The 21,771-nt window shown below is 46.2% G+C and carries 22 protein-coding genes and 1 tRNA gene; 13 read left to right on the top strand and 10 right to left on the bottom strand.

Going from position 1 to position 21,771, the window contains the following annotated elements; translation table 11 throughout:
* Positions 1 to 4: 4 nt before the first annotated feature.
* Entirely contained in the window at positions 5 to 976 is a 972-nt protein-coding gene (hutG, locus tag FOT42_RS07705) for a formimidoylglutamase (protein ID WP_151889986.1), read from the top strand.
* Between the two features lie 447 nt (positions 977 to 1,423).
* Here hutG and FOT42_RS07710 read toward each other — a convergent pair whose 3' ends face one another.
* The 8 genes from FOT42_RS07710 to FOT42_RS07745 all read right to left on the bottom strand — a co-directional run bounded on the left by FOT42_RS07710 (position 1,424) and on the right by FOT42_RS07745 (position 8,150).
* Positions 1,424 to 1,873 (bottom strand): LexA family protein, encoded by a 450-nt coding sequence (locus FOT42_RS07710; protein WP_151889987.1) that lies wholly within the window; start codon positions 1,871 to 1,873, stop codon positions 1,424 to 1,426.
* Positions 1,870 to 3,129 carry a Y-family DNA polymerase gene (locus FOT42_RS07715; RefSeq protein WP_151889988.1) on the bottom strand — a complete coding sequence of 420 codons (1,260 nt, stop codon included), beginning with the start codon at positions 3,127 to 3,129 and terminating at the stop codon, positions 1,870 to 1,872. The genes FOT42_RS07710 and FOT42_RS07715 overlap by 4 nt, the downstream gene beginning before the upstream one ends.
* Positions 3,130 to 3,153: 24 nt before the next feature.
* Entirely contained in the window at positions 3,154 to 4,332 is a 1,179-nt protein-coding gene (locus tag FOT42_RS07720; protein ID WP_151889989.1) for an acyl-CoA dehydrogenase family protein, read from the bottom strand.
* A 56-nt stretch (positions 4,333 to 4,388) separates the two neighbouring features.
* A complete protein-coding gene (locus FOT42_RS07725; RefSeq protein WP_151889990.1) occupies positions 4,389 to 5,048 on the bottom strand; it encodes a tRNA1(Val) (adenine(37)-N6)-methyltransferase in 660 nt (219 codons plus the stop codon).
* Between the two features lie 88 nt (positions 5,049 to 5,136).
* Positions 5,137 to 5,484: a four helix bundle protein gene (locus FOT42_RS07730; RefSeq protein ID WP_151889991.1), complete on the bottom strand. Its 348-nt coding sequence runs from the start codon at positions 5,482 to 5,484 to the stop codon at positions 5,137 to 5,139.
* 83 nt (positions 5,485 to 5,567) lie between these two features.
* Positions 5,568 to 6,995, bottom strand: a complete 1,428-nt coding sequence (locus FOT42_RS07735) for a sulfatase family protein (RefSeq protein WP_151889992.1) — start codon at positions 6,993 to 6,995, stop codon at positions 5,568 to 5,570.
* A 47-nt stretch (positions 6,996 to 7,042) separates the two neighbouring features.
* Positions 7,043 to 7,573 (bottom strand): ribosome maturation factor RimM, encoded by a 531-nt coding sequence (gene rimM, locus FOT42_RS07740; RefSeq protein WP_151889993.1) that lies wholly within the window; start codon positions 7,571 to 7,573, stop codon positions 7,043 to 7,045.
* A 10-nt stretch (positions 7,574 to 7,583) separates the two neighbouring features.
* Positions 7,584 to 8,150, bottom strand: coding sequence for a 30S ribosomal protein S16 (locus FOT42_RS07745; protein WP_151889994.1), 567 nt, complete (start codon positions 8,148 to 8,150; stop codon positions 7,584 to 7,586).
* Positions 8,151 to 8,409: 259 nt separating this feature from the next.
* Between FOT42_RS07745 and FOT42_RS07750 the strand changes: the two genes are divergently transcribed.
* The 5 genes from FOT42_RS07750 (at position 8,410) to FOT42_RS07770 (ending at position 15,013) form a co-directional block, all read left to right on the top strand.
* Positions 8,410 to 8,865 carry a ferritin-like domain-containing protein gene (locus tag FOT42_RS07750; protein WP_151889995.1) on the top strand — a complete coding sequence of 152 codons (456 nt, stop codon included), beginning with the start codon at positions 8,410 to 8,412 and terminating at the stop codon, positions 8,863 to 8,865.
* A gap of 142 nt (positions 8,866 to 9,007) precedes the next feature.
* On the top strand, positions 9,008 to 13,393 hold the full coding sequence (gene dnaE / locus FOT42_RS07755; protein ID WP_151889996.1) for a DNA polymerase III subunit alpha: 4,386 nt from the start codon (positions 9,008 to 9,010) through the stop codon (positions 13,391 to 13,393).
* A gap of 103 nt (positions 13,394 to 13,496) precedes the next feature.
* Entirely contained in the window at positions 13,497 to 13,814 is a 318-nt protein-coding gene (trxA, locus tag FOT42_RS07760) for a thioredoxin (protein WP_072877983.1), read from the top strand.
* Positions 13,815 to 13,888: 74 nt separating this feature from the next.
* On the top strand, positions 13,889 to 14,815 hold the full coding sequence (locus FOT42_RS07765; protein WP_151889997.1) for a DUF58 domain-containing protein: 927 nt from the start codon (positions 13,889 to 13,891) through the stop codon (positions 14,813 to 14,815).
* A 124-nt stretch (positions 14,816 to 14,939) separates the two neighbouring features.
* A tRNA-Asp gene (locus FOT42_RS07770) sits at positions 14,940 to 15,013 on the top strand.
* Between the two features lie 98 nt (positions 15,014 to 15,111).
* On the opposite strand, the gene FOT42_RS07775 is transcribed toward FOT42_RS07770, so the two are convergent.
* Together FOT42_RS07775 and FOT42_RS07780 are read right to left on the bottom strand one after the other, a co-directional pair.
* Entirely contained in the window at positions 15,112 to 15,939 is an 828-nt protein-coding gene (locus tag FOT42_RS07775) for a ferritin-like domain-containing protein (RefSeq protein WP_151889998.1), read from the bottom strand.
* Between the two features lie 20 nt (positions 15,940 to 15,959).
* The gene (locus FOT42_RS07780) at positions 15,960 to 16,694 is read right to left on the bottom strand and encodes a ferritin-like domain-containing protein (RefSeq protein WP_151889999.1); all 735 of its coding nucleotides are present in this window, start codon (positions 16,692 to 16,694) and stop codon (positions 15,960 to 15,962) included.
* A gap of 583 nt (positions 16,695 to 17,277) precedes the next feature.
* On the opposite strand from FOT42_RS07780, the gene FOT42_RS07785 reads away from it, so the two are divergent.
* The 7 genes from FOT42_RS07785 (at position 17,278) to FOT42_RS07815 (ending at position 21,455) form a co-directional block, all read left to right on the top strand.
* Positions 17,278 to 17,721, top strand: a complete 444-nt coding sequence (locus tag FOT42_RS07785) for a GNAT family N-acetyltransferase (RefSeq protein ID WP_151890000.1) — start codon at positions 17,278 to 17,280, stop codon at positions 17,719 to 17,721.
* 8 nt (positions 17,722 to 17,729) lie between these two features.
* Complete coding sequence (rpsU, locus tag FOT42_RS07790) at positions 17,730 to 17,927, top strand: 30S ribosomal protein S21 (protein WP_151890001.1); 198 nt, start codon at positions 17,730 to 17,732, stop codon at positions 17,925 to 17,927.
* 22 nt (positions 17,928 to 17,949) lie between these two features.
* Positions 17,950 to 18,141, top strand: coding sequence for a hypothetical protein (locus FOT42_RS07795; RefSeq protein ID WP_151890002.1), 192 nt, complete (start codon positions 17,950 to 17,952; stop codon positions 18,139 to 18,141).
* Between the two features lie 28 nt (positions 18,142 to 18,169).
* A complete protein-coding gene (gene proC / locus FOT42_RS07800; protein WP_151890003.1) occupies positions 18,170 to 18,976 on the top strand; it encodes a pyrroline-5-carboxylate reductase in 807 nt (268 codons plus the stop codon).
* 2 nt (positions 18,977 to 18,978) lie between these two features.
* Positions 18,979 to 19,749 carry a glutamate 5-kinase gene (gene proB / locus FOT42_RS07805; RefSeq protein WP_151890004.1) on the top strand — a complete coding sequence of 257 codons (771 nt, stop codon included), beginning with the start codon at positions 18,979 to 18,981 and terminating at the stop codon, positions 19,747 to 19,749.
* 10 nt (positions 19,750 to 19,759) lie between these two features.
* Complete coding sequence (locus FOT42_RS07810; RefSeq protein ID WP_151890005.1) at positions 19,760 to 20,959, top strand: glutamate-5-semialdehyde dehydrogenase; 1,200 nt, start codon at positions 19,760 to 19,762, stop codon at positions 20,957 to 20,959.
* Positions 20,960 to 21,125: 166 nt separating this feature from the next.
* The gene (locus FOT42_RS07815; protein ID WP_072877941.1) at positions 21,126 to 21,455 is read left to right on the top strand and encodes a YegP family protein; all 330 of its coding nucleotides are present in this window, start codon (positions 21,126 to 21,128) and stop codon (positions 21,453 to 21,455) included.
* Positions 21,456 to 21,771: the final 316 nt, after the last annotated feature.

Here is a 21,771-nt window from a genome sequence, read left to right on the forward strand (position 1 = left end):
TGTGATGAAACATTATGACCCCCCGAAAAAAGACCTTTGGACAGGCAGAATCTCCAATAAATGGCTGTACCTGCACGAAAAAGTGCATTGCACCCCTTTGGAAGAAATTCCCGAAGCACAGAAAAAATCCATTGCCCTTTTGGGCTATGCCTGCGACGAGGGTGTTCGCCGAAACCAAGGTCGGGTCGGTGCAGCAGATGGGCCAGATGCCATAAAAAGTAGTTTCGGAAAAATGCCCAACCATTTGGGCAGCAATGTGTTGTTGCACGATGTAGGCTCGGTCGTTTGTAGCAATGGCGATATGGAATCGGCCCAGGAACAACTTGCCGAAGCCGTGGCCACGCTGTTGGAGAGAAAACAATTCCCCATTGTTTTGGGTGGTGGACACGATATGGCCTATGGCCATTATAACGGCATCAAAAAGTATCTGGACGCCAAAAAAGAAGGACAAACCATCGGCATCATTAATTTTGATGCCCATTTCGACCTTCGGAAAAATACAGAACAGAGCAATTCCGGCACCCCATTTTATCAGATTGTCCAAGATTGCCAGAAAGAAGGCATCGATTTCAATTACCTCTGCCTCGGCATCCGAAAAGATGCCAACGACCGCCATCTTTTTGAAACGGCGAAGGACCTCAACGTTATTTATGTGATGTGCGAAACGTTTCAGCCTGCTTTTTTGCAAGAGATCACTACCTTCATCAATGCCTTTACCAAAAATGTGGACCAGGTGTACGTCACCATCGATTTGGATGGATTTTCATCAGCCTTTGCTCCCGGAGTCAGTGCCGCCTCACCCATGGGCTTTACACCCCACATGGTTTTGGAATGCCTGAAGACCATTATTACTTCGGGCAAACTGATAAGTCTGGATATCGCCGAAATGAACCCCAAATATGACATTGATGGGCAAACGGCCAAGCTGGCCGCTTCTTTGGTGCACCATGTGGCGCATGCCGTTTCGGGGAGTTGATTTACTTATCAGGTCGAGCGCAGTCGAGACCGTAGACCGTAAGACCTCTCGACTGCGCTCGAGGTGACACTATTCCCAATTCATAAAGGTAAGATTCCGCCCTGCAGCGGAATTTGTTCAACCATCAATTTTGAATTATGTTCAAATTTGGGTTTCGCAAACAAAAAAAGCCTTCCAAAAGGAAAGCCTTTCATTGGCGAGCATCGGTTTGATGCTTCAACCTGATTCCAATCATCGCGACTGGAATCCAACACAACGTTGCAAAGATAACAAAGGTTTTGGATTTATATGTTTCTAAAGCTCCTTTTTGAAATCACGTCTTTTAAATTCGCTGTTTATTGTCAGGTCGAGCGCAGTCGAGACCTCTTAAAATTGCCACTCCCTAAACTATCTCTCGACTGCGCTCAGGATGACAGCTCGAGATGACATTGACACATTTTTGAAAAATCAAAGTGCCTTGATGACATAAGTGACCACCCCCCAAATCAACAGATCACTGTCCTTGGATACTTTGATGGGTTTGTAGTTCTCATTTTCAGGCATCAATGTGATGGTATTTTTTCCCATATGCAGTCGTTTCACCGTGAATTCCCCGTCCAAAAAACAAACGGCTATTTTGCCATGTTCTGCCTCCAAGCTGCGGTCAATGACCAAAAGATCCCCATCATCAAGTCCGGCCCCGATCATCGATTTTCCGCTTACCCTTGCATAGAAGGTCGCCTCCTTGTTCTTGATCAACGTTCGGTCAAGACTGATCCGTTTTTCCTTAAAATCATCCGCAGGGGAGGGAAATCCTGCAGAAACGGTGTTGTTGGATATGGGAACGCCTTTTTTCTTTTCCTCATCTGGTGTAAAAAAAGTGAGCGGTTCGGTATGCATCGGTTTTTTAGGGGTCATTTTACCGTAATGATTTCATTGATGTTTGTGGTATATCTTGGGGAAAGGTGTTCTTGTCGCATCTTCCAGGTCCTTTCCAGATCCTGATTGGCAATCTTCATCTTATGGCCCCCGTACTTGTCATTGATGCCATCCATCACCTGCATGAGCTTTTGATGTTTTGGGTTCTCGGACAGAAACAGATCCAATTGCCTTGTGTTGGTGGGCACCAGTCCTGACACAATCACCCCGGCTTTCTTGTATTTGATCGCAGGCTTGAAAAGTGCAATTGCCGCCTTGACGGCATAGTTGCTTATGGTAAGGCTGGAATCCGTGGTGTAGGGTAAGGTAACGATAAGGCTGCCCCTATCCTGTGGTTCATCCTTCTTATGTCTGTCGCTTCGCAAAAACACCACAATGTGGTTGCAACTACTGCCCTGGCTTCTTAATTTTTCGGCACAACTGCTGGCAAAGGTGGAGATGCGTTCCTTTATATTTTCGATATCGGAATAGGTACTTTCAAAGCTTCTTGTGGTGGCTATGGCCTTTTTATCGCGGGTATCATCATCCAAGTCCAATGTGGGGATTCCCTGCAGGTCTTTTTTCAATCGCAGCCCAATGACCGCCATTTGTTTCCGCACCCATTCATCTGACAATTGGGTAAAATCGTAGGCCGTTTTTACATTTTGGGTCTGAACACGTTTCAAGTTTCCATGCCCAATGCCCCAAACACTCTCAATTTTGGTCCATTTCAATGCTTTTATACGCCTTTCCTCGGACTGGATGACATATACGCCTCCCGTCCTTGACTTCAACTTTTTGGCAATCTTGTTGGCAACCTTGGCCAAGGCCTTTGTGGGAGCAATGCCTATGCTGATGGGAATGCCGGTACATTTTTGTACAGTTCGTTGAATTTCTCTTCCATAAGCTTCAAAATCGCAGTTATTAAATCCTTCAAACTTTAAAAAGGCCTCGTCCACACTGTACACCTCCAAATCGGGCGTAAATGTGCCCAAAATGTTCATCACCCGGGTGCTCATATCACCATATAGGGGATAATTGGAGGAAAAGACCTTGATTCCCTTCTCCTTACAAAAATGTCTATATTTAAATTCTGGGGCGGCCATCGGCAATCCAAGTGCTTTTGCCTCATCGCTACGCGAAATGAAACAACCATCGTTATTGGACAAAATGGCCACGGGAACGTTATTGAACTGGGGCTGAAAGGCCCGTTCACACGAAGCATAGAAGTTATTGCAATCCACCAAGGCAAACATGCCTAAAAGTAGTGAAATAGCAGGTTACTTAAAAGCAGGAATACCGGTAATATCAGCCCCTGTTATCAACAAATGGATGTCGTGTGTCCCTTCATATGTGATCACACTTTCGAGGTTCATCATGTGGCGCATAATGCTGTATTCGCCAGTGATGCCCATACCTCCCAACATCTGTCGCGCTTCCCGGGCAATCTTGATGGCCATTTCCACGTTGTTTCGTTTCGCCATGGAAATTTGGGCCGTAGTTGCCCTTCCTTCATTCTTCAATTGCCCCAAACGAAACGCCAACAATTGTGCTTTGGTAATTTCCGTGATCATTTCGGCCAATTTTTTCTGCTGAAGTTGAAACGCCGCAATGGGTTTCCCAAACTGGATGCGTTCCTTGGCATAGCGCAAAGCGGTATCATAGCAATCCATGGCAGCGCCAATGGCTCCCCAAGCGATACCGTAGCGAGCAGAATCGAGACAACCCAATGGGGCACCCAATCCGCTTTTGTTGGGCAAGAGGTTTTCCTTGGGCACTTTTACGTTGTCGAAAATCAGTTCTCCCGTGGCGGATGCGCGCAACGACCATTTGTTGTGGGTTTCCGGAGTTGAAAATCCTTCCATACCTCGTTCCACGATCAGACCGTGGATCCTACCTTCTTCATTCTTGGCCCAAACTACCGCTACATCAGCAAAGGGCGAATTGGAAATCCAGAGTTTGGCCCCGTTCAAAAGGTAATGATTGCCCATATCCTTGAACTTGGTTTCCATGCCGCCAGGATTGGACCCGTGATTGGGTTCGGTCAAACCGAAACAGCCCATCCATTCACCAGAGGCCAATTTGGGCAAATATTTTTTCCGTTGCTCCTCGTTGCCATACGCAAAAATGGGGTACATCACCAAAGAAGATTGAACGGATGCCGTGGATCGGACCCCACTGTCACCACGTTCAATTTCTTGCATGATCAGTCCGTAACTGATCTGATCCAATCCGGCACCTCCATATTGTTCGGGAATATACGGCCCGAAGGCTCCGATCTCTGCCAAGCCACCAATAATCTGTTTGGGGAATTCCGCCTTTTGGGCAAATTCCTCAATGATGGGGGATATGTCCCGCTTTACCCACTGACGGGCCGCATCACGGACCAGTTTATGTTCTTCGGAAAGCAGGTCATCCAAATTGTAGTAATCCGGGGCTTCAAATAAATCGGGCTTCATTCGGTTTATTTTTAATCAAATATACTGACGAAATATAACATTTCATTGGGACATTGTTACATTTTCAAATAAAATGCTTCGGTCAATCTGATGTATTCTTTGGTGTATTGGTGTCTTCCTTCCTCGATGACCAATTCATCAATGTACGTTTCAACTTCTTGGAAACCCAATTCCATGAGGCTCCTTTTGAATTCGACCTTGGGATTTCCCTTGACCCGAGTGATACGGATTGGGTGCAAACCTGAAGTTGCCGCCAGTTCCAAGAACCTCTGCTCTTCTTTGTAAGGTATGATAACGGAAAATAGGCCTCTTTCGGACAACAGTTTCGAAACGCCTTTCAACAGTTCATCAAACGGAAGGGAGCTGCTTTGCCTTGCCTGATCGCGTAGGCTGTCGCCACTAGCCATTTCCTCGGAATAAAAGGGTGGGTTGGAAACGATCAAATCGTATCGATCCTCGATTTCATCAACAAACTCATCAAAACCGGCATGGTAACAAAACAAACGGTCCGCCCAAGGCGAGCCCTCAAAATTGGCGACACATTGTTCATAGGCGTTTTCATCCAACTCAATGGCATCAATGGTTTCCGCCGTTGACCGCTGTGCCAACTGGAGTGCGATGAGTCCAGTTCCTGCGCCAATGTCCAAAATGGAATTGGGTTGATGGACCAAAGAGGCCCAGGCACCCAAAAGCACCCCATCGGTGCCCACTTTCATGGCGCATTGATCTTGGCGGACAGTAAACTGTTTAAAGTGAAAAGTGTTTTTCACAAATTTCAATAATTAAATTCCAAATTCCATTGAACTATTGGGCCTTATAAATAATCGCTGACAAAATTTTTCGCAACTCATCCGCCTCAACGATTAGCTTTTCAAAGTCTCCTTCAAAGTGTTTATTTTGATCTTTTAGAAGTCTGAGCCAATATTTGGCTTCCTTAGCTTCTTTTCTAGCAATTTTCAATCGAAAGATAAGATCCTTGTCTCCTAATTTTTCGTTCGCCTCTATATAATTTGCTCCGACAGAACCAGAAGAACGAACCAATTGTTTTCCATCCTGGATATTTGAAATAGTTTTAGGAAGTTCTTTTACAGTTAAACGACAGGACTTAGCAAACAAAAAGGTCCTTTCTTCCAAATCATACACTTTCTCCATTAATTTTTTGGAATTTGGTATTTGGAGGTTGCTGATTTGCTCAAATATAAATTAACAAAACCACTTCAACTAACAAAATGAGCTTACTCATTTAATCGTCCTGGTTCCCGGTTTTCACTTCCTTCGATTTCCAGCAGTGAATCTCCCAATCGCTGCCGCATACGATTGGCCAAAACTTTTATCTCTGCTACGATTTCTGGATTTTCTTCCGCAACATTATGGGTCTCACCCACATCGTTCACTACATCATAGAGTTCCATCTCCTCCATATCGACCATTCTATACTCGCCCGGCATGCCATCTTTTCCGGGTTTTTGCCCATCCATGGTTCGATATCGGTGTGGGAAATATAATTTCCACTTTCCATAGCGTACCCCAAATAGTTCGTTCACTCTATAATAAAAGAAATAAGCATCTTGAACGGGAACCGTCCGCTCCCCGCTGAGAATGTCCCACACACTTTTTCCATCAATAGTGGTTTGTGGCAATTCCGCCTCTGTAAGCTCCGCAATCGTAGGCAGCAGGTCAATGGCCATCATCGGCACATCAATGACCTTTCCTCCTTTGAGTTTTTTTGGATATTTGATGATACAGGGTTCTCGTTGTCCTCCCTCCCAAGCAGTACCTTTCCCCTCGCGAAGGGGCAACGCACTCCCAGCATGGTTTCCATAAGAAAGCCAAGGACCGTTGTCCGAAGTAAAGATGACCATGGTGTCGTCCTCCAACCCATTATCCTTGAGTGCTTTGATGATTTGTCCCACGGACCAGTCAATCTCCATGATGACATCACCGTACAACCCCCTTTCCGACTTGCCCTTGAACTTATCTGACACGAACAATGGCACATGGGGCTGTGGATGTGGCACATATAGAAAAAACGGACGGTCTTTGTTCCTTTTGATAAAATCGACGCTTCTTTCGGTAATTTGTGTCGTCAGTTGGGATTGGTCGATCAAGGTATCGATTACCGTTTCATTTTCATAGAGCGGTAGGTCTGGAAAATTGAAAATGGTTCCCTGTTGGGGGTGGTAAGGCCACATATCATTCGAGTATGGAATCCCAAACCATTCGTCGAAACCGTGTCGGGTGGGTAAAAACTCTTTATGGTGCCCCAAATGCCATTTACCGTAAATGGCAGTGGCATACCCTTTTTTCTTCAACATTTCGGCAATGGTGGTTTCCGAAGCGTTGATTCCATGTGTATTATCGGGGCCCAAAGCATTGTGGATGCCAATTCGATTGGGATAACACCCTGTCAGGATCCCTGCCCTTGATGCCGAGCAGACTGCCTGGGCGGCATAGTAATGGGTCAATTGCAGTCCATCTGCTGCCATTTGGTCCAAATTAGGGGTCTTTATGTCCGGAGAGCCAAAAACCCCCACATCCTGATAGCCCTGATCATCCGTGAAAATCAGTATAATGTTTGGGGTACGTTCTGTTACAGTGGGCTGTGTTTTCTTATCACCACATGAGGTTAAGCCAATGGCTATAAGAAGAAGATATATACGCATAGTGCAATCTAAAATAATCCTCTTAAATATAGGCTTAAATCTACTATCTACGAATTCAGGTAAAGGTCGACCAAACCTTCGGGGGTATTCACATGGATGGTCTTGGTTTTCCGATCCACCTTGGTGATGATCTCGTCACTGATGGGCACCAAAAGCTCCTTCCCGTTTTTGTCCACCTCAAAAAGTTCTTGCGAAGCACTGTCATTGATGGCCTTTATTACCCCAATATCGCCATGGACCTCATCCATCATCGTGAACCCTATGACCTCATGGAAGTAAAACTTGTTGCCCGAAAGTGGTGGCAACAGGGTCAAGGGCAAATAAAGTTCCGCGCCTATAAGTTTGTCCGCCGTTGGCTCGTCCTTTACCTCTTCGAAATCGATTCGAAGCAGATTGGATTTGTGGAGGCGGCAACGGTCAATAAAAAATGGAACCAGATTGTTTCCCAACGAAACAAATACTGATTCCATATTTTCGTATATCTCAGGTTCATCGGTATCGAGCTTGACCAATACCTCCCCCTTGAAACTATATTTTGAAACGACTTTGCCCAGGTAGAAGCAATCTTCCTTGCGCATCGTCCGATTCTTATTCTTCTTCTTTGGCAGCTTCTTCAGCAGCAGGAGCCTCGGCAGTTTCCTCAACTGGAGCTTCTTCTGCAGCAACTTCCGCTGTTTCCTCGGCAACTTCTTCCACTACTTCCTCAACAGGGGCAGCGGCAGCGATCCTTTTTTCATTGGCTTCCTTCTCGGCTTCCAATGCTTTGGCCTTCGCTTCGGCATCAGCTTTGCTCAAACCATCTTTCTTGGCCTGGATCGTATTGGTCTTTTCATCCAACCAAGCGTTGAATTTCTCCTCTACTTGCTCTTCGGTAAGTGCACCTTTGCGTACACCGCCCAACAAGTGGTGCTTCAACAATACTCCTTTGTAAGATAGGATGGCCCTGGCAGTATCGGTAGGCTGCGCACCGTTCTGCAACCATTTTACGGAAGTGTCCACATCCAATTCGATGGTAGCAGGATTGGTATTGGGGTTGTAGATACCCAATTTTTCCAAAAATTTACCGTCTCTTTTTGATCTGGAATCTGCGGCAACCACCCAATAAAATGGTTTACCTTTTTTACCGTGTCTCTGAAGTCTGATTCTAACTGGCATATCACATTAATTTGTAGGGTGCCCGACCCTGGTTATTAATTCTTTCAATAATCGCTTTTCGTATAAGCGGGTGCAAATATACACTTATTTGTTTATAGCACAGCGATAAATCAAAAAAAGTTAAATGGCTTAACAATTGGCCCACATCCCGTTAAACCCATCATAAACCATGGCGGAAATTTTGGAAAGGGACTGACATTCTTTACATTATATATACAAGTTGTCGAAAGTCGACAATCAGAACCTAAAAAATGAAATGATGAAGTACACCGTAGAAATGTCGAACAAACTGAATGAACTTTTGGAACGAACCTATGACGCAGAAAAAGGGTTTAAGCAAGTCGCCGAAAAGGTAGATAACAAAACACTCAAGGAATTTTTCTTGGACAGAGCCAAGCAGCGGTTCAATTTTGGACAGGAACTGAAGTCCGAAATATTGTCATTTGGGCAAGCTCCCGACAAAGGGGGAAGTACCAAGGGAACCCTGCACCGTTCATGGATAGACTTTAAATCCCTGTTCACTTCCAACAATGAGGAGGCCGTGCTAAAAGAGGTACACCGAGGTGAAAAGGAGGCCATAGCCACTTACAATGATATCTTACAAGACAAGGACTTTGTATTGCCCCCATCCACAGAAGGCCTATTGATGCGCCACCGAAACGCCATCAGGGAGACCTTGGAAACAGCCGAAATTTTTGAATCAGCAGTTTCATAGGCAAAATGCAGACATCAAAATCAAGGAAAGTCGGGAAACCCCCGACTTTTTTTGGTTGATAAATCATGAAAACTCGATTTTCCCGTGACTGTCTTCTTCCGTATTTTTATCCATTGCTTTTTTTCACCGAGAACCATAGCTTATGTACCTGATCTTTGATACGGAGACCACTGGATTACCCAAACGTTGGGACGCACCCATCACCGACACCGACAACTGGCCAAGGTGCGTGCAGATTGCATGGCAATTGCATGATGAAATGGGTAGATTGGTGGAGCACCAAGACTTCTTGGTCAAACCCGAAGGGTTCAACATCCCCTACGAATCGGAACAGATCCATGGTATCTCCACAGCCTTGGCGGAAGAAAAAGGCACCCCTTTCCATGAAGTGTTGCAAGCGTTCAACAAAGCTTTGGAGCAGACCAAATTTGTGGTGGGCCAGAACGTGGGGTTCGATATCAACGTGATGGGATGCGAGTTCCATCGAGGGAGCGTCGGGAGTCCTTTGACCCAGCTTCCCGTTTTGGACACCTGTACCGAATATACCGCAGAGCTTTGCAAGATTCCTGGTGGACGTGGGGGCAAGTTCAAGCTACCCACCTTGACCGAGCTGCATGAGTTCCTGTTCGGCGAACCCTTTGCCGAAGCACACAATGCCACCGCGGATGTGGAAGCCACTACGCGATGCTTTTTGGAACTGGTCCGGAAGAAGCATTTCACTTCCGAGGAACTGGACGTGCAACCCGATTATTTTGAGCGTTTTTCCGAGGCCAATCCGCAGGAAATACAACTCATCGGGCTCAAACACATCAACCTAAAGGCCGCCTCCAAAAAAATTGCCGATGCACTTTGGGCCAAGGACACCGGTGAAATTTCGGCAGAAGAAATCCAGGAAAACATCGAGACCCTGGAAGATGCGCCCTTTGCCCATCTGCACAACCACTCCCAATTTTCCGTGCTCCAGTCCACCATTGACATCAAGGATTTGGTAAAGGCCACTGCGGAAAATGGCATGCCAGCCGTTGCCTTGACCGACCACGCCAACATGATGGGGGCCTTTCACTTTGTGAAAGAGGTCATGGCGCACAACAAAAGTGTCAAGGAAAAGAACAAGGAACTCGAGGAAAAGGGCGAGCAGCCCACCGAAAAAGAAATTACCCCCATAGTCGGCTGTGAATTCTTCGTGTGTGAGGACCATACCAATAAAAATGTGAAGGACTACGGTTATCAGATCGTACTATTGGCCAAGAACAAGAAAGGCTACCACAATCTGGCCAAAATGTCCTCCATCGCCTACACCAATGGTTTCTATTACGTCCCCCGAATAGACAGAAAGGTCGTGGAGCAATACAAAGAGGATGTCATCGCCCTCACCGGAAACCTCTACGGGGAAGTCCCCCACAAAATCCTGAACGTGGGCGAAAAACAGGCCGAAGAAGCCCTTTTATGGTGGAAAGAACTGTTCGGTGACGATTTGTACATCGAAATCATGCGCCACGGACAGGAAGATGAGGATCGTGTGAACCAAGTGTTGATGCAAATGGCCAAGGACCATAATGTCAAATTGGTGGCCACCAACAACACCTATTACTGCGCTAAAGAAGACGCCGAGGCCCATGACATTCTCCTGTGCGTGAAGGATGGCGAAAAACGCTCCACTCCCATTGGAAGGGGGCGTGGGTATCGTTATGGTCTTCCCAACCAGGAATACTACTTCAAGTCCTCGGATGAAATGAAGGAACTCTTCAAGGATATTCCAGAAGCCATTTTGAACATCCATGAGATCATTGACAAAGTGGAGCCTTACGATCTGGCCAGTGACATCCTGCTGCCCAAATTTGGCATTCCCGAGGAGTTCAAGGTAAAGGAAGATGACGAAGATGGGGGCAAACGTGGGGAAAATGCCTATTTAAGACACATCACCTACAAAGGAGCGGAAAAACGGTACAAAGAAATCACTCCCGAAATCAGTGAGCGTATCGATTTTGAGTTGGAGACCATCAAAAACTCCGGTTATCCAGGCTATTTTTTGATTGTGGAGGATTTTATCCGCGAAGCCCGGAACATGGATGTTTCGGTCGGTCCAGGACGGGGTTCCGCAGCGGGATCTGTGGTGGCCTATTGTTTGGGCATTACCAACATCGATCCCCTCAAATACGACCTTCTTTTTGAGCGTTTCCTGAATCCGGACAGGGTGTCCATGCCCGATATCGATATTGATTTTGATGATGAGGGCCGTGGCAGGGTCATGGAATACGTGATCAATAAATATGGGGCCAATCAAGTGGCACAGATCATCACCTACGGCACCATGGCCGCCAAATCCTCCATTCGGGACACGGCAAGGGTATTGGACCTACCTCTGGGCGATGCGGATCGCATTGCCAAGCTGATTCCCAACATGTCCAAACTGAACAAGATCTTTGGGATTGAAGAAGCGGAACTCAAGAAAAAATTCCGGTCGGACGAACTGGACAAGGTCAACGAACTGCTGAACATTTCCGAAGGAGATGACCTGGAAGGCCAAACGGTGAACATGGCCCGCGTATTGGAAGGATCGCTTCGAAATACAGGGATCCATGCCTGCGGGGTCATCATCACCCCGGACGACATCACCAACTTTGTCCCTGTTTCCACCGCCAAGGACTCCGACCTTTATGTTACCCAATTCGACAACTCCGTAGTGGAAAGTGCCGGTCTGCTGAAGATGGATTTCTTGGGACTGAAGACATTGACGTTGATCAAGGATACGGTAAAGATTGTGAAGGCCCGCACCGGCATAGAACTGGTGCCCGATGATTTTCCGTTGGATGACGAGAAGACCTACGAGCTTTTCCAACGTGGTGACACGGTAGGGATATTCCAATACGAATCGCCCGGGATGCAAAAGCACATGAAAAACCTGAAACCCACGGTTTTTGATGACCTTATCGCCATGAATGCCCTGTACCGACCTGGACCCATGGAATATATCCCCAGTTTTATCGCCAGAAAGCATGGTGAGGAAGAAATTACTTATGATCTTCCCGAGATGGAGGAATATTTGAAGGAAACCTATGGAATCACGGTCTATCAAGAGCAGGTGATGCTGCTTTCCCAAAAATTGGCCGGTTTCTCTAAAGGTGATGCCGATGTTCTGCGAAAGGCCATGGGTAAAAAAATATTCGCACTACTTCAAAAATTGAAGCCACAGTTCTTGGATGGTGGGGAGAAAAATGGGCATCCGCGTGATATTTTGGAGAAAATCTGGAAAGATTGGGAAGCCTTTGCCTCCTATGCCTTCAACAAGAGCCACTCCACTTGCTACGCCTATATCGCCTACCAAACGGCCTACCTGAAGGCCCACTACCCCGCCGAATATATGGCCGCGGTACTGTCCAACAACATGAACGACATCAAACAGGTAACCTTCTTTATGGAGGAATGTAAGCGCATGGGCTTGGAAGTTTTGGGGCCGGACGTGAACGAATCCTACTATAAGTTTGCCGTGAACAAGGACAATGCGGTCCGCTTCGGGATGGGTGCCATCAAGGGGGTGGGTCGTTCCGCCGTGGAGACCATTGTGGAACACCGAAAAAAGGACGGCCCTTTCAAATCCGTATTTGATCTTGCCAAACGTGTGGACCTGAGGGCCGCCAACAAAAAAGCTTTCGAGAACCTGGCCCTTGCCGGTGGTTTCGATTCGTTTGCCAACACGCACAGGGCTCAATATTTCCATCATGATGGTGATGGGATTACCTTCCTGGAAAAGGCCGTGAAGTATGGGGCCAAATTCCAAGAGAACGAAAATTCATCACAGGTGAGCCTGTTCGGCGATGCTAGTGAGGTCCAGATACCAGAACCCATCGTCCCGCCTTGCGAGGATTGGGGCACTATGGAAAAATTGAGACGGGAAAAGGAAGTCGTGGGCATTTATATCTCCGGGCATCCTTTGGATGATTTCAAAAAAGAAATCACCGCGTTCTGCAACACCAGTGTTTCCGCTTTCCAAAATCTGGAAGAGTATGTGAACCGAGAGCTGTCCGTTGCCGGGGTGATCACCGATGTGCAGCACAGGGTTTCCAAGAACGGTAAAGGCTGGGCCCTTTTCACTTTGGAGGATTATACAGATTCGCACGAGTTCCGCATTTTCGGGGAAGAATACCTCAAGTTCCGCCATTTTTTCATGATCAATTCCTTTGTCTATGTGAAGACATTTGTTCGTGAAGGCTGGGTGAACCGGGACACGGGCAAAAAGGGAGAACCCCGATTGCAGTTCAACGATTTCAAACAGCTCCAGGACGTGATGGATGCCTATGCCAAGAAACTCACCATCAAACTGGACCTGGACCGTCTTCAAGAAAACCGTATCCAGACCTTGAAGGACACTTTGCGACTGCACAAGGGGGAACATCCGCTCAGTTTTGAAATCTATGAGATGAAGGACGAGATCAAGCTGAAGCTTTCGAGCCGAAAACAAAAGGTGAAGATCAACAGTGAACTGCTTTCCGAACTGGAGGCCCATGAGATCCATTACAAGTTGAACTAGCCCCATAACTATTGCCAATAGTGCGATAATCAAAACGAATGCGGTGGGCGTAAGTTAGATGGACAATAATTGACTAACTTTGCATAACGATAAAACAAATAAGATGGCACTAGAAATAACAGATGCGACTTTTGACGAAGTAGTTTTGAAAAGCGACAAACCTGTCCTTGTTGATTTTTGGGCAGCTTGGTGCGGACCTTGTAGAATGGTAGGCCCGATCATTGAAGAAGTGAGCCAGGAATACGACGGCAAAGCTGTGGTAGGCAAAGTTGACGTTGACGCCAACCAGCAGTTCGCTGCCAAATATGGTGTGCGTAACATCCCCACTGTATTGGTCTTCAAAAATGGTGAGGTTGTCAATCGTCAAGTAGGGGTATCTCCCAAAAAGGTATATACCGAGGCCATTGATGCGGCCCTATAAATAGGTATTGAACGTCGATTTTAAAAAAGGTTTGGCAAATGCCAAGCCTTTTTTGTTTTATATTTCCAACACCTATGGATATTAGATCGGAACTTCACAAAGCACAACTTTTCCAAAATCTGGAGCTTTTGGCCCATCAGATCGTGGAAGGTTTCATCAGCGGCATCCACAAGAGTCCTTTTCATGGATTTTCGGCCGAATTTGCCGAACATAAGATCTATAACCCGGGAGAGAGCACCAAACACATCGACTGGAAACTGTTCGCCAAAACGGACCGTCTCTACACCAAACGGTATGAGGACGAGACCAACCTGAGATGCCATATGATCTTGGACAATTCGTCCTCGATGTACTACCCCGAGGTGAAAAACCTTTCACTGGACAACCTCAACAAGATTGGTTTCGGCGTATTGGCCATTGCCGCCCTTATGGAGCTATTGAAAAAACAGCGGGATGCTGTTGGCCTGAGCATCTATTCGGACACATATGACTTCCACGCCCCGGAGAAAAGTAGTGAGCGACACTTCCAAATGCTCTATTCCAAGTTGAACGAGGTTGCTGCACCGGAAGGAACAAAGGACACGAAGACATACACCTTTCTCCATCAAATTGCTGAAAAGATGCATCGCAGGAGCTTGATCTTTCTCTTTTCGGATATGTTCCAGACGGAGACTGAAGAAGCGAGGCTCTTCGAGGCCCTTCGCCATTTAAAATACAACAAGCACTCCGTGGTGCTATTTCACTTGCTGGACCATACCCATGAAATCGATTTTGAGTTCGGCAATGCACCCAAACGTTTTGTGGATGTGGAGACCGGGGCACATATTGATTTATATGCAGAATCCATAAAAAAGGCCTATTCGGAAAGAGTGACCCAATATCAGGAGGACCTCAAACTTCGGTGTGCCCAGTACCAGATCAAATATGTGGATGTTGACATTCGGTCCAACTTCTCAAAGGTGTTGAATTCCTTTATGATCGAACGGCAAAAATTTGCTTGATCATATTTTTGAAAAATGTTTTGCCGAATCGGAATTGGCAATGTATATTTGCACTCGCTTTAAAAAAGCAAATGAACAAGATTTGAATCTGGCTGTTGTCAGAGTCCCTAAAGATAAAATCATTGGTCTGGTAGTTCAGTTGGTTAGAATACCTGCCTGTCACGCAGGGGGTCGCGGGTTCGAGTCCCGTCCAGACCGCAAAAAGCTCCGATTTCTCGGAGCTTTTTTGGTTTTAAGACTATCAGTCAAATTCCCTTGGAAAAAGGGAATCGATTTCTTTCATCAAACTTCATTCTTTAAGAAACAATGAAAAGACTGGCGATGGCAACGGCATCATCCCCGGACAATGCTTCATCATATGCCTCTGTGGAAGCCTCCATGCTAAAAGGAGCGGTATTGCCCAGCGTGGTCACATCCACACCTCCTTGGGTCACATTTTCTTCCCCGTTGTACACTGCTTGTGTAGCTTCCGGCATTCCTGCTCCACGCTCATTGTTCGTGATCCATCCCTTAAGACCTCTCAATCTTCTTATTTCGGAGGCGTGCATGGCCTCAACGGCATGTATTTGCAGGGCCGGCGTCAAAAAGGCTGATCCCAACAGATTTCCGGCTTGTCCTTTATAGGCTCGTACACCGGTATCTTCAAAAGCCTGGGCCAATGCCAACAACTGGGCATAGGCAGTTTCTTGACCTACGCCATTTTCGTTGAAGGGATCAAAGGCACCTCCAGCGGTAAAATCAAACGTTGGTTTCTCCACCGGGGTCACACCCGCACCTTCTAATCCAGTGATCAAAAAATCGACATGGGCCTGTTCATGTTTCGATATCTGCATATAAACAGTTTCCGGTCTGCCACTGGGCAATACTCCGGATTGGAGCGCCAAATCGTAAAACTCATCCTCCAAATATTCCAAGGTCAAAGCCAATTGCAATGCACTCACTGGGTCGTTGCCTACATCTTGGGCATACGTTTTATTGGGCATTGTGGCCAGGCCAAAAGGAATTGCACTCAGTACCGCTTTTTTACCCAAGGAGCCCAAGGTACCGAACATATCGCGACGCGAAGGCTTTGCGTGAAGCAATGATTCATTCGTAAATCCATCCAAAAATTTTATAATATCCATATCTTATATCTTTTTAATGTTTAAGGTAAATTGTTTGCCGTGAAAGGAGTCGTGATAAATCCTGTGTCCCCCACTGCGGAAAGAACCACTGATGGATCCAAAGCTGCGGCCAGACCGGTGTCCGTGGTCACATAATCATCCCCGGCAAAATCTGCCGACCCAGGGTTTAGGAGCGTTCGGATGGCCGAAGCATGCCTTGCCTCCACAGATACGATTTTCCCTGCCAAGAGCAGATACCCGGGATTGGAGATCAACCGTCCTGCCCCATTGTATGCGGCCACCCCGGTATCTTCCAAAACACTTGCTGTGGTGAGCACCTGTTCCCTATTTCCGAAATCCAGGTTCCCATAATCAAATTCCAGTGTGGGAAGCACTAGATCGGTATTTCCATCGACGGCCGCTGTAATGGCCGCTTTAAAAAAGTCCCTGTGGTTTACCTCATGATAATAAAGGTCGGTCAACACTTGCATTTCCTCATCGGAGATGTTCCCGTAGAAGGAATTCACGACCTTGGTGTAGAAATCAGCTTCCAACTGTTCCAGGGCATAGGCATAATTGAGAACTCCCAAATCGCCTTCGCCCAGATCAAATATGTCGGGGTTATCAGGATCGGGCATCATTCCCATGCCGTTGTCATCATTGCTGCAGGCCACCAAAAGGCTTGCCCCAACAACTCCCATACCTCCCAATTTCAGAAACTGTCGGCGGTTGGTTGCCTTTTTTACCGGTTTTACTTTGACTATACTTTTTTTCATAAGGCGACTTGTTTTTAAAGGGTTAATACAACCATACCTACGAAGTATTTCAAATGGGGTTTGGTCTCAAATGTTAAAAAAACGTCAAAACATTTCCATCAAATCCTAACATCACATGAAAATAAAGTGTCCTCAACATGATTTGTTGGAAGTGTGATCGATTGAAAAAGATATAGGGAGAAACTCTGGTAATACTGCCCAAAAGCCATTGACACGGAAAAAAACACCCTGGATTTGTAGGAACATCTCCAATCCAATATGTGGGACATGTACCCTTTCGTGAACGTTACAAAAAACATAAAACCCAGTAAAATTGGCACTTGCGGTTTATTTTACTATCTTTGCAGTGATGAAAATCAAACTCCACGAGAGAAAAAACTGTAGGATACTTAGTTTTAATTATCTGGTATTTCGAAACCAACCGGATAAATTCATTCCACCTACCCTATAATCGACCGCCCTTAGTTGGGTAATTCAGTGATGCATTGTTTTGGACAGATTGTCCATGGTTTTGCATCCCCATTCCTTATTATCTCTATTAACCTAAAAAAACAAAAAAAGCATCATCGTCCAAGACAAAACCATGGTCATCAAAACCTACGACGCCTTTACACGGCTCTCCACCATGGAAGCCGAAAGGTTTGCCAATTTCCTCTTCCATCACCAGGAAGGAAAAAGGGCCGAAAAGCAGGCCATAAGGAAAGCTATCCAGTATTGCACAAAAGACATCCCTGGACTTGGGGGCTATGTGTTCTCGATGGAAGAAAAGGATGAGATCTTGGGTCTGGCCGTAGTGAACAAAACCGGAATGGGGGACTATATCCCCGAAAATTTCCTAGTGTTCTTTGTGGTGCACAAGGACCATCGGGACAAAGGTATTGAACAAAAACTGCTGGATTACACACTCCAGTATTGCAAAGGGGACGTTGCCGTCCACATCACCAGTGGGAACCAATGCCCCAACAAACATTTTTTTGAAGAGAACGGGTTCAACGAAACCCATATGGAAATGAGATTAAACAGATAAATCAATATATGCTCAAAATCGAAGTAAAACCTGGCGAAAGTATCGAACGTGCCCTTAAGCGCTACAAGAGAAAATATAGAAACACCAAGCGCTTGGATGAAATCAGGGACCGGCAGGAATACACCAAAAAATCAGTGGAACGAAGAAAAACAGTAAAAAAGGCCGCATACCGGCAAAAATACCTGTTAGATCAGGAGAACATATAGTCATAAACACCATTACAATACAATGAAACTTTCAAAGATCAAAAGGGAAACAAAGTATGAAAAGCGTTACAGCGTCAAAATGGGAGAGCTGACCACCCAAGTGACCTACATCAAAAGGTACATCATGGGGCTTCCCATACGCACATTGCACAAATACAGGGAAACCTATTACGGCGAAGTAAAGGACTGTAAGGACTGCAACATTTCCGCATAAAAATCACTAACCCTTTTAATAAAAAACAATGAAAGTATTGGTCATTGGCGCAGGTAACATGGGGCTTACCTATGCCACAGGTATGTCCAGATCCAAGTTGCTGAAGAAACGCAACATCATGGTGCTGGACAAGTCAAAGGAAAAAATGGAAGAAGTGGGCAAAATTGCCCATTTTGATGCCATGGAACGTTTGGAGGACTGTGTCCCCAAAGCAGATATCATCTTTTTGGCCGTGAAGCCGTACCATGCCGAAGAGCTCTTGGGACGCATGAAAGAATTGGTAAACCCCGAACAATTGTTCATTTCCATTATGGCAGGGGTCACCATCAAGTACATCCAAGATGCCTTGGGCATCAAAAAAGTGGTCAGGGCCATGCCCAACCTGCCCGCCCAGGTCGGCAAAGGACTCACTAGCTATGTTTCCGCAGAGGAAGTGTCCCGTTTGGAACTGTTCATGACGGAGGGCCTTTTGGACACTACGGGAAAATCACTTCGCGTGAAGAGCGAAAAATATATCGATGCCTCCACGGGAATATCCGGGAGCGGACCAGCCTACGTGTTCTATTTTATGCAAAGCATGATGGAGGCCGCACTGCAGATGGGTTTTTCCGAAAATGTGTCCAAAGTACTGGTCAGTCAGACTTTTACCGGGGCCGTGGAACTGTTCAACCAGTCCAACCTGACGCCCGATTCCTGGATGGAAAGGGTCGCCTCCAAAGGAGGGACCACACGTGCAGCCCTCGACTCCATGCAAGACAACAATGTTAACGAATTAATCAAGGAAGCCGCCTTTGCTGCATTCAACAGGGCAGTGGAACTCGGCGAAGAATACTAATTATGTACAAAGAACTCGTGGTCATCAAGGTAGGAACCAATGTAATGACCAACAAGGACAACAGAATTGTAAGACCCGTGCTCAACAATCTGGTCCAGCAGATCGCAGAACTGTATGAACGGGACATCATGACCATTTTGGTCTCCTCTGGTTCGGTCATCGCCGGAAAAGAGGTACTTGGAAAGGCCAAAATAAAGGACAAGACCCAACGCAGGCAGGTATATTCTGCCATAGGACAGCCCAGAATGATGCGCCATTACTATAACATTTTTAGCGACTACGGCATGAAATGTGCCCAAGTGCTGCCCACAAAACGGGATTTTAACCCGGGTGTGCACCGCGACAATATGATCAATTGTCTGGAAGGGCTCCTGTCCGAGGGTGTAGTGCCCATTGCCAATGAGGACGATGCCGTTTCGGTGGCCATGTCCATGTTTTCGGATAATGATGAGTTGGCCACATTGCTCGCACAATTGATGAAGGCGGACCGATTGATCTTGATGACGGACATTGATGGGCTGTACAACGGCCATCCCGAAAAGGAAGAATCCGAAGTCATTGAAAAAGTGGCACCAGGGGAAGATTTGGACAAATATATAGAGGAAGGCAACAAGGCCGAGGGCGAAGGACGTGGCGGCATGGGTTCCAAACTGAACTATGCACAAATTGCCGCAGCGGCCAACATCCCATCCTACATCGTGAATGGAAAAAGGGACAATGTCATCCTCGATATTATCGAAGGAAAAACAGTGGGAACCGAGGTTTCCCGATAAAATCACAACAATGAAATTATTGAACACAACGATAAAGAACAAGGTATTGAGCGATATGGAACGGATCCTGGACAAGGACCGAAGCCTATTGCTGGAAGCCAACAAAAAAGATCTGGATGCTTTTGATCGGGACGACCAAGCCCTTTATGACCGCTTGGTGGTGGACCAAAAAAAAGTGGACCAGATGATTCAAGCCGTCAAGGAAGTCCGCTTGCAGGAAGACCCTGTGAACAAGGAAATCTCTACCAGAACATTGGACAACGGACTGAAGATCGTCAACAAAACAGCCCCTTTCGGCACCATTATGATCATTTATGAATCCAGGCCCGATGTGACCGTTGAGGCCGCCGTACTTGCGTTTAAGGCCAATAACAAAATCTTGTTGAAGGGCGGAAAGGAAGCCTATCACAGCAACAAGGCCTTGGTCCAATTTTGGCATCAGGCCCTAGCGGAAAATGATCTCCCTTCCGATTTCATCCAATTTTTGGAGATGGACAGGACCCAGACCCAAGATTTTCTAAGAAATCCCGATCAAGACCTGGACCTCATTGTCCCCAGGGGCGGTGAACGTCTGATCGCCTTCGTGAAGGAACATGCCAAATGTGCCGTTCTGGTCAGTGGGCGTGGAAACAATTTCCTTTATGTGCACAAAGATGCCGATTGGAAGAAAAGTTTGGAGGTGATCATCAATGCGAAGACCCATAAAATATCGGCCTGTAACGCCTTGGACAAAATTTTGGTGGACACCCGTATCCAAGGGTATGAAGAAAAACTAAAGGAGCTCCAGCAAGTATTAAAGGAAAAGGGAGTCTCCATCTTGGTGGACAAAAATGTCCAACCCATACTATCAGATGAAGAGCCCATTCCTGATGCATCCGTTTGGGAAGAGGAATTTTTGGCCATGAAATGTGTCATCGGGGCTGTGGACAGCCTTGATGGGGCCATAGAAAAAATCAACAGGCATTCAGGAGGGCACTCCGCCTCCATAATGACCCAGGATAACAGCATTGCCCAGACCTTTATGGAAAATGTGGATTGTGCCGCCGTGTACCAAAACGCTTCCACCCGGTTCACGGATGGGGGCCAAATGGGCGTGGGTGCGGAATTGGCCATCAGCACCGACAAGCTGCACCACCGGGGACCTCTTGGGCTGAAACAATTGGTGACCAACAAATACTATGTATTTGGGGACGGACAGGTAAGGATATAGACCTTTATATCAAAAAAGTGGACAAAAGGGAGCTTGGTGTTTTCATCATGTTCCCTTTTTTGATGTGCAAAACCATCCCAATATTACTTTATTGTCAATTTTCCTTTCAATTATTGGTCATTTTTTAAGAAAATCTCTAGATTTAGTATATCAAAACATATAAAGTATGGGAAAATTTGAGATCAAAACGGATAAATCTGGCCAGTTCAGGTTCAATTTGAAGGCTGGAAACGGTCAGGTTATTCTAAGTAGCGAGGCATATACGACAAAAGCTGCTTGTGAAAACGGCATAGAGTCGGTAAAAAAGAACTCGCAGGATGACAGCAAGTTCGAAAGAAAGACCGCCAAAGATGGAAGTCCCTATTTCAACCTAAAGGCCTCCAACGGACAGGTCATTGGAGCGAGCGAAATGTACTCCAGTACGGCCGCCATGGAAAATGGTATCGCTTCTGTGAAAAAAAATGCCCCAGGGGCCGCAACAGAGGACATATCCTAATTCGATTTGCACATTTAAAGTATAGAACAGCCCAAAGGGCTGTTTTTTTTGTCCTGAAATAACCTTGAAAACATATCGTTTTAACCATTTTGGGCATACCCTATATTTACATCCACCAATTCAAAACGGTCATCCGTTGGTTGAAAACGGCCATCCGTTAATTCATCCCCTTCCGAACCATTTTTTGATAGTATGTTTGTCTTGCAATTAAGCGTTAAAGCCAATTGAAAGAGCAAGATCAATTTTTAACGCGTGCACATATAGCAATGCACTTTTTTAAGACTGTTGTTGTCATAAAAGTGTTTAGTTTAGTTGA

The sequence above is a fragment of the Flagellimonas hadalis genome (assembly GCF_007785775.2).
Taxonomy (GTDB): Bacteria; Bacteroidota; Bacteroidia; order Flavobacteriales; family Flavobacteriaceae; genus Flagellimonas; species Flagellimonas hadalis.

Bases quoted from the DNA above. Each gene is read 5' to 3' on its own strand.
- FOT42_RS07710 (WP_151889987.1), bottom strand. From the start codon at position 1,873: ATGACCCCTAAAAAACCGATGCATACCGAACCGCTCACTTTTTTTACA.
- FOT42_RS07750 (WP_151889995.1), top strand. From the start codon at position 8,410: ATGAAGTACACCGTAGAAATGTCGAACAAACTGAATGAACTTTTGGAA.
- rpsU (WP_151890001.1), top strand. From the start codon at position 17,730: ATGCTCAAAATCGAAGTAAAACCTGGCGAAAGTATCGAACGTGCCCTT.
- proC (WP_151890003.1), top strand. From the start codon at position 18,170: ATGAAAGTATTGGTCATTGGCGCAGGTAACATGGGGCTTACCTATGCC.
- FOT42_RS07795 (WP_151890002.1), top strand. From the start codon at position 17,950: ATGAAACTTTCAAAGATCAAAAGGGAAACAAAGTATGAAAAGCGTTAC.
- proB (WP_151890004.1), top strand. From the start codon at position 18,979: ATGTACAAAGAACTCGTGGTCATCAAGGTAGGAACCAATGTAATGACC.
- FOT42_RS07715 (WP_151889988.1), bottom strand. From the start codon at position 3,129: ATGTTTGCCTTGGTGGATTGCAATAACTTCTATGCTTCGTGTGAACGG.
- FOT42_RS07810 (WP_151890005.1), top strand. From the start codon at position 19,760: ATGAAATTATTGAACACAACGATAAAGAACAAGGTATTGAGCGATATG.
- FOT42_RS07735 (WP_151889992.1), bottom strand. From the start codon at position 6,995: ATGCGTATATATCTTCTTCTTATAGCCATTGGCTTAACCTCATGTGGT.
- FOT42_RS07765 (WP_151889997.1), top strand. From the start codon at position 13,889: ATGGATATTAGATCGGAACTTCACAAAGCACAACTTTTCCAAAATCTG.
- FOT42_RS07720 (WP_151889989.1), bottom strand. From the start codon at position 4,332: ATGAAGCCCGATTTATTTGAAGCCCCGGATTACTACAATTTGGATGAC.
- FOT42_RS07780 (WP_151889999.1), bottom strand. From the start codon at position 16,694: ATGAAAAAAAGTATAGTCAAAGTAAAACCGGTAAAAAAGGCAACCAAC.
- FOT42_RS07775 (WP_151889998.1), bottom strand. From the start codon at position 15,939: ATGGATATTATAAAATTTTTGGATGGATTTACGAATGAATCATTGCTT.
- hutG (WP_151889986.1), top strand. From the start codon at position 5: ATGAAACATTATGACCCCCCGAAAAAAGACCTTTGGACAGGCAGAATC.
- FOT42_RS07730 (WP_151889991.1), bottom strand. From the start codon at position 5,484: ATGGAGAAAGTGTATGATTTGGAAGAAAGGACCTTTTTGTTTGCTAAG.
- FOT42_RS07815 (WP_072877941.1), top strand. From the start codon at position 21,126: ATGGGAAAATTTGAGATCAAAACGGATAAATCTGGCCAGTTCAGGTTC.
- rimM (WP_151889993.1), bottom strand. From the start codon at position 7,573: ATGCGCAAGGAAGATTGCTTCTACCTGGGCAAAGTCGTTTCAAAATAT.
- trxA (WP_072877983.1), top strand. From the start codon at position 13,497: ATGGCACTAGAAATAACAGATGCGACTTTTGACGAAGTAGTTTTGAAA.
- dnaE (WP_151889996.1), top strand. From the start codon at position 9,008: ATGTACCTGATCTTTGATACGGAGACCACTGGATTACCCAAACGTTGG.
- FOT42_RS07725 (WP_151889990.1), bottom strand. From the start codon at position 5,048: ATGAAAGTGGGCACCGATGGGGTGCTTTTGGGTGCCTGGGCCTCTTTG.
- FOT42_RS07785 (WP_151890000.1), top strand. From the start codon at position 17,278: ATGGTCATCAAAACCTACGACGCCTTTACACGGCTCTCCACCATGGAA.
- FOT42_RS07745 (WP_151889994.1), bottom strand. From the start codon at position 8,150: ATGCCAGTTAGAATCAGACTTCAGAGACACGGTAAAAAAGGTAAACCA.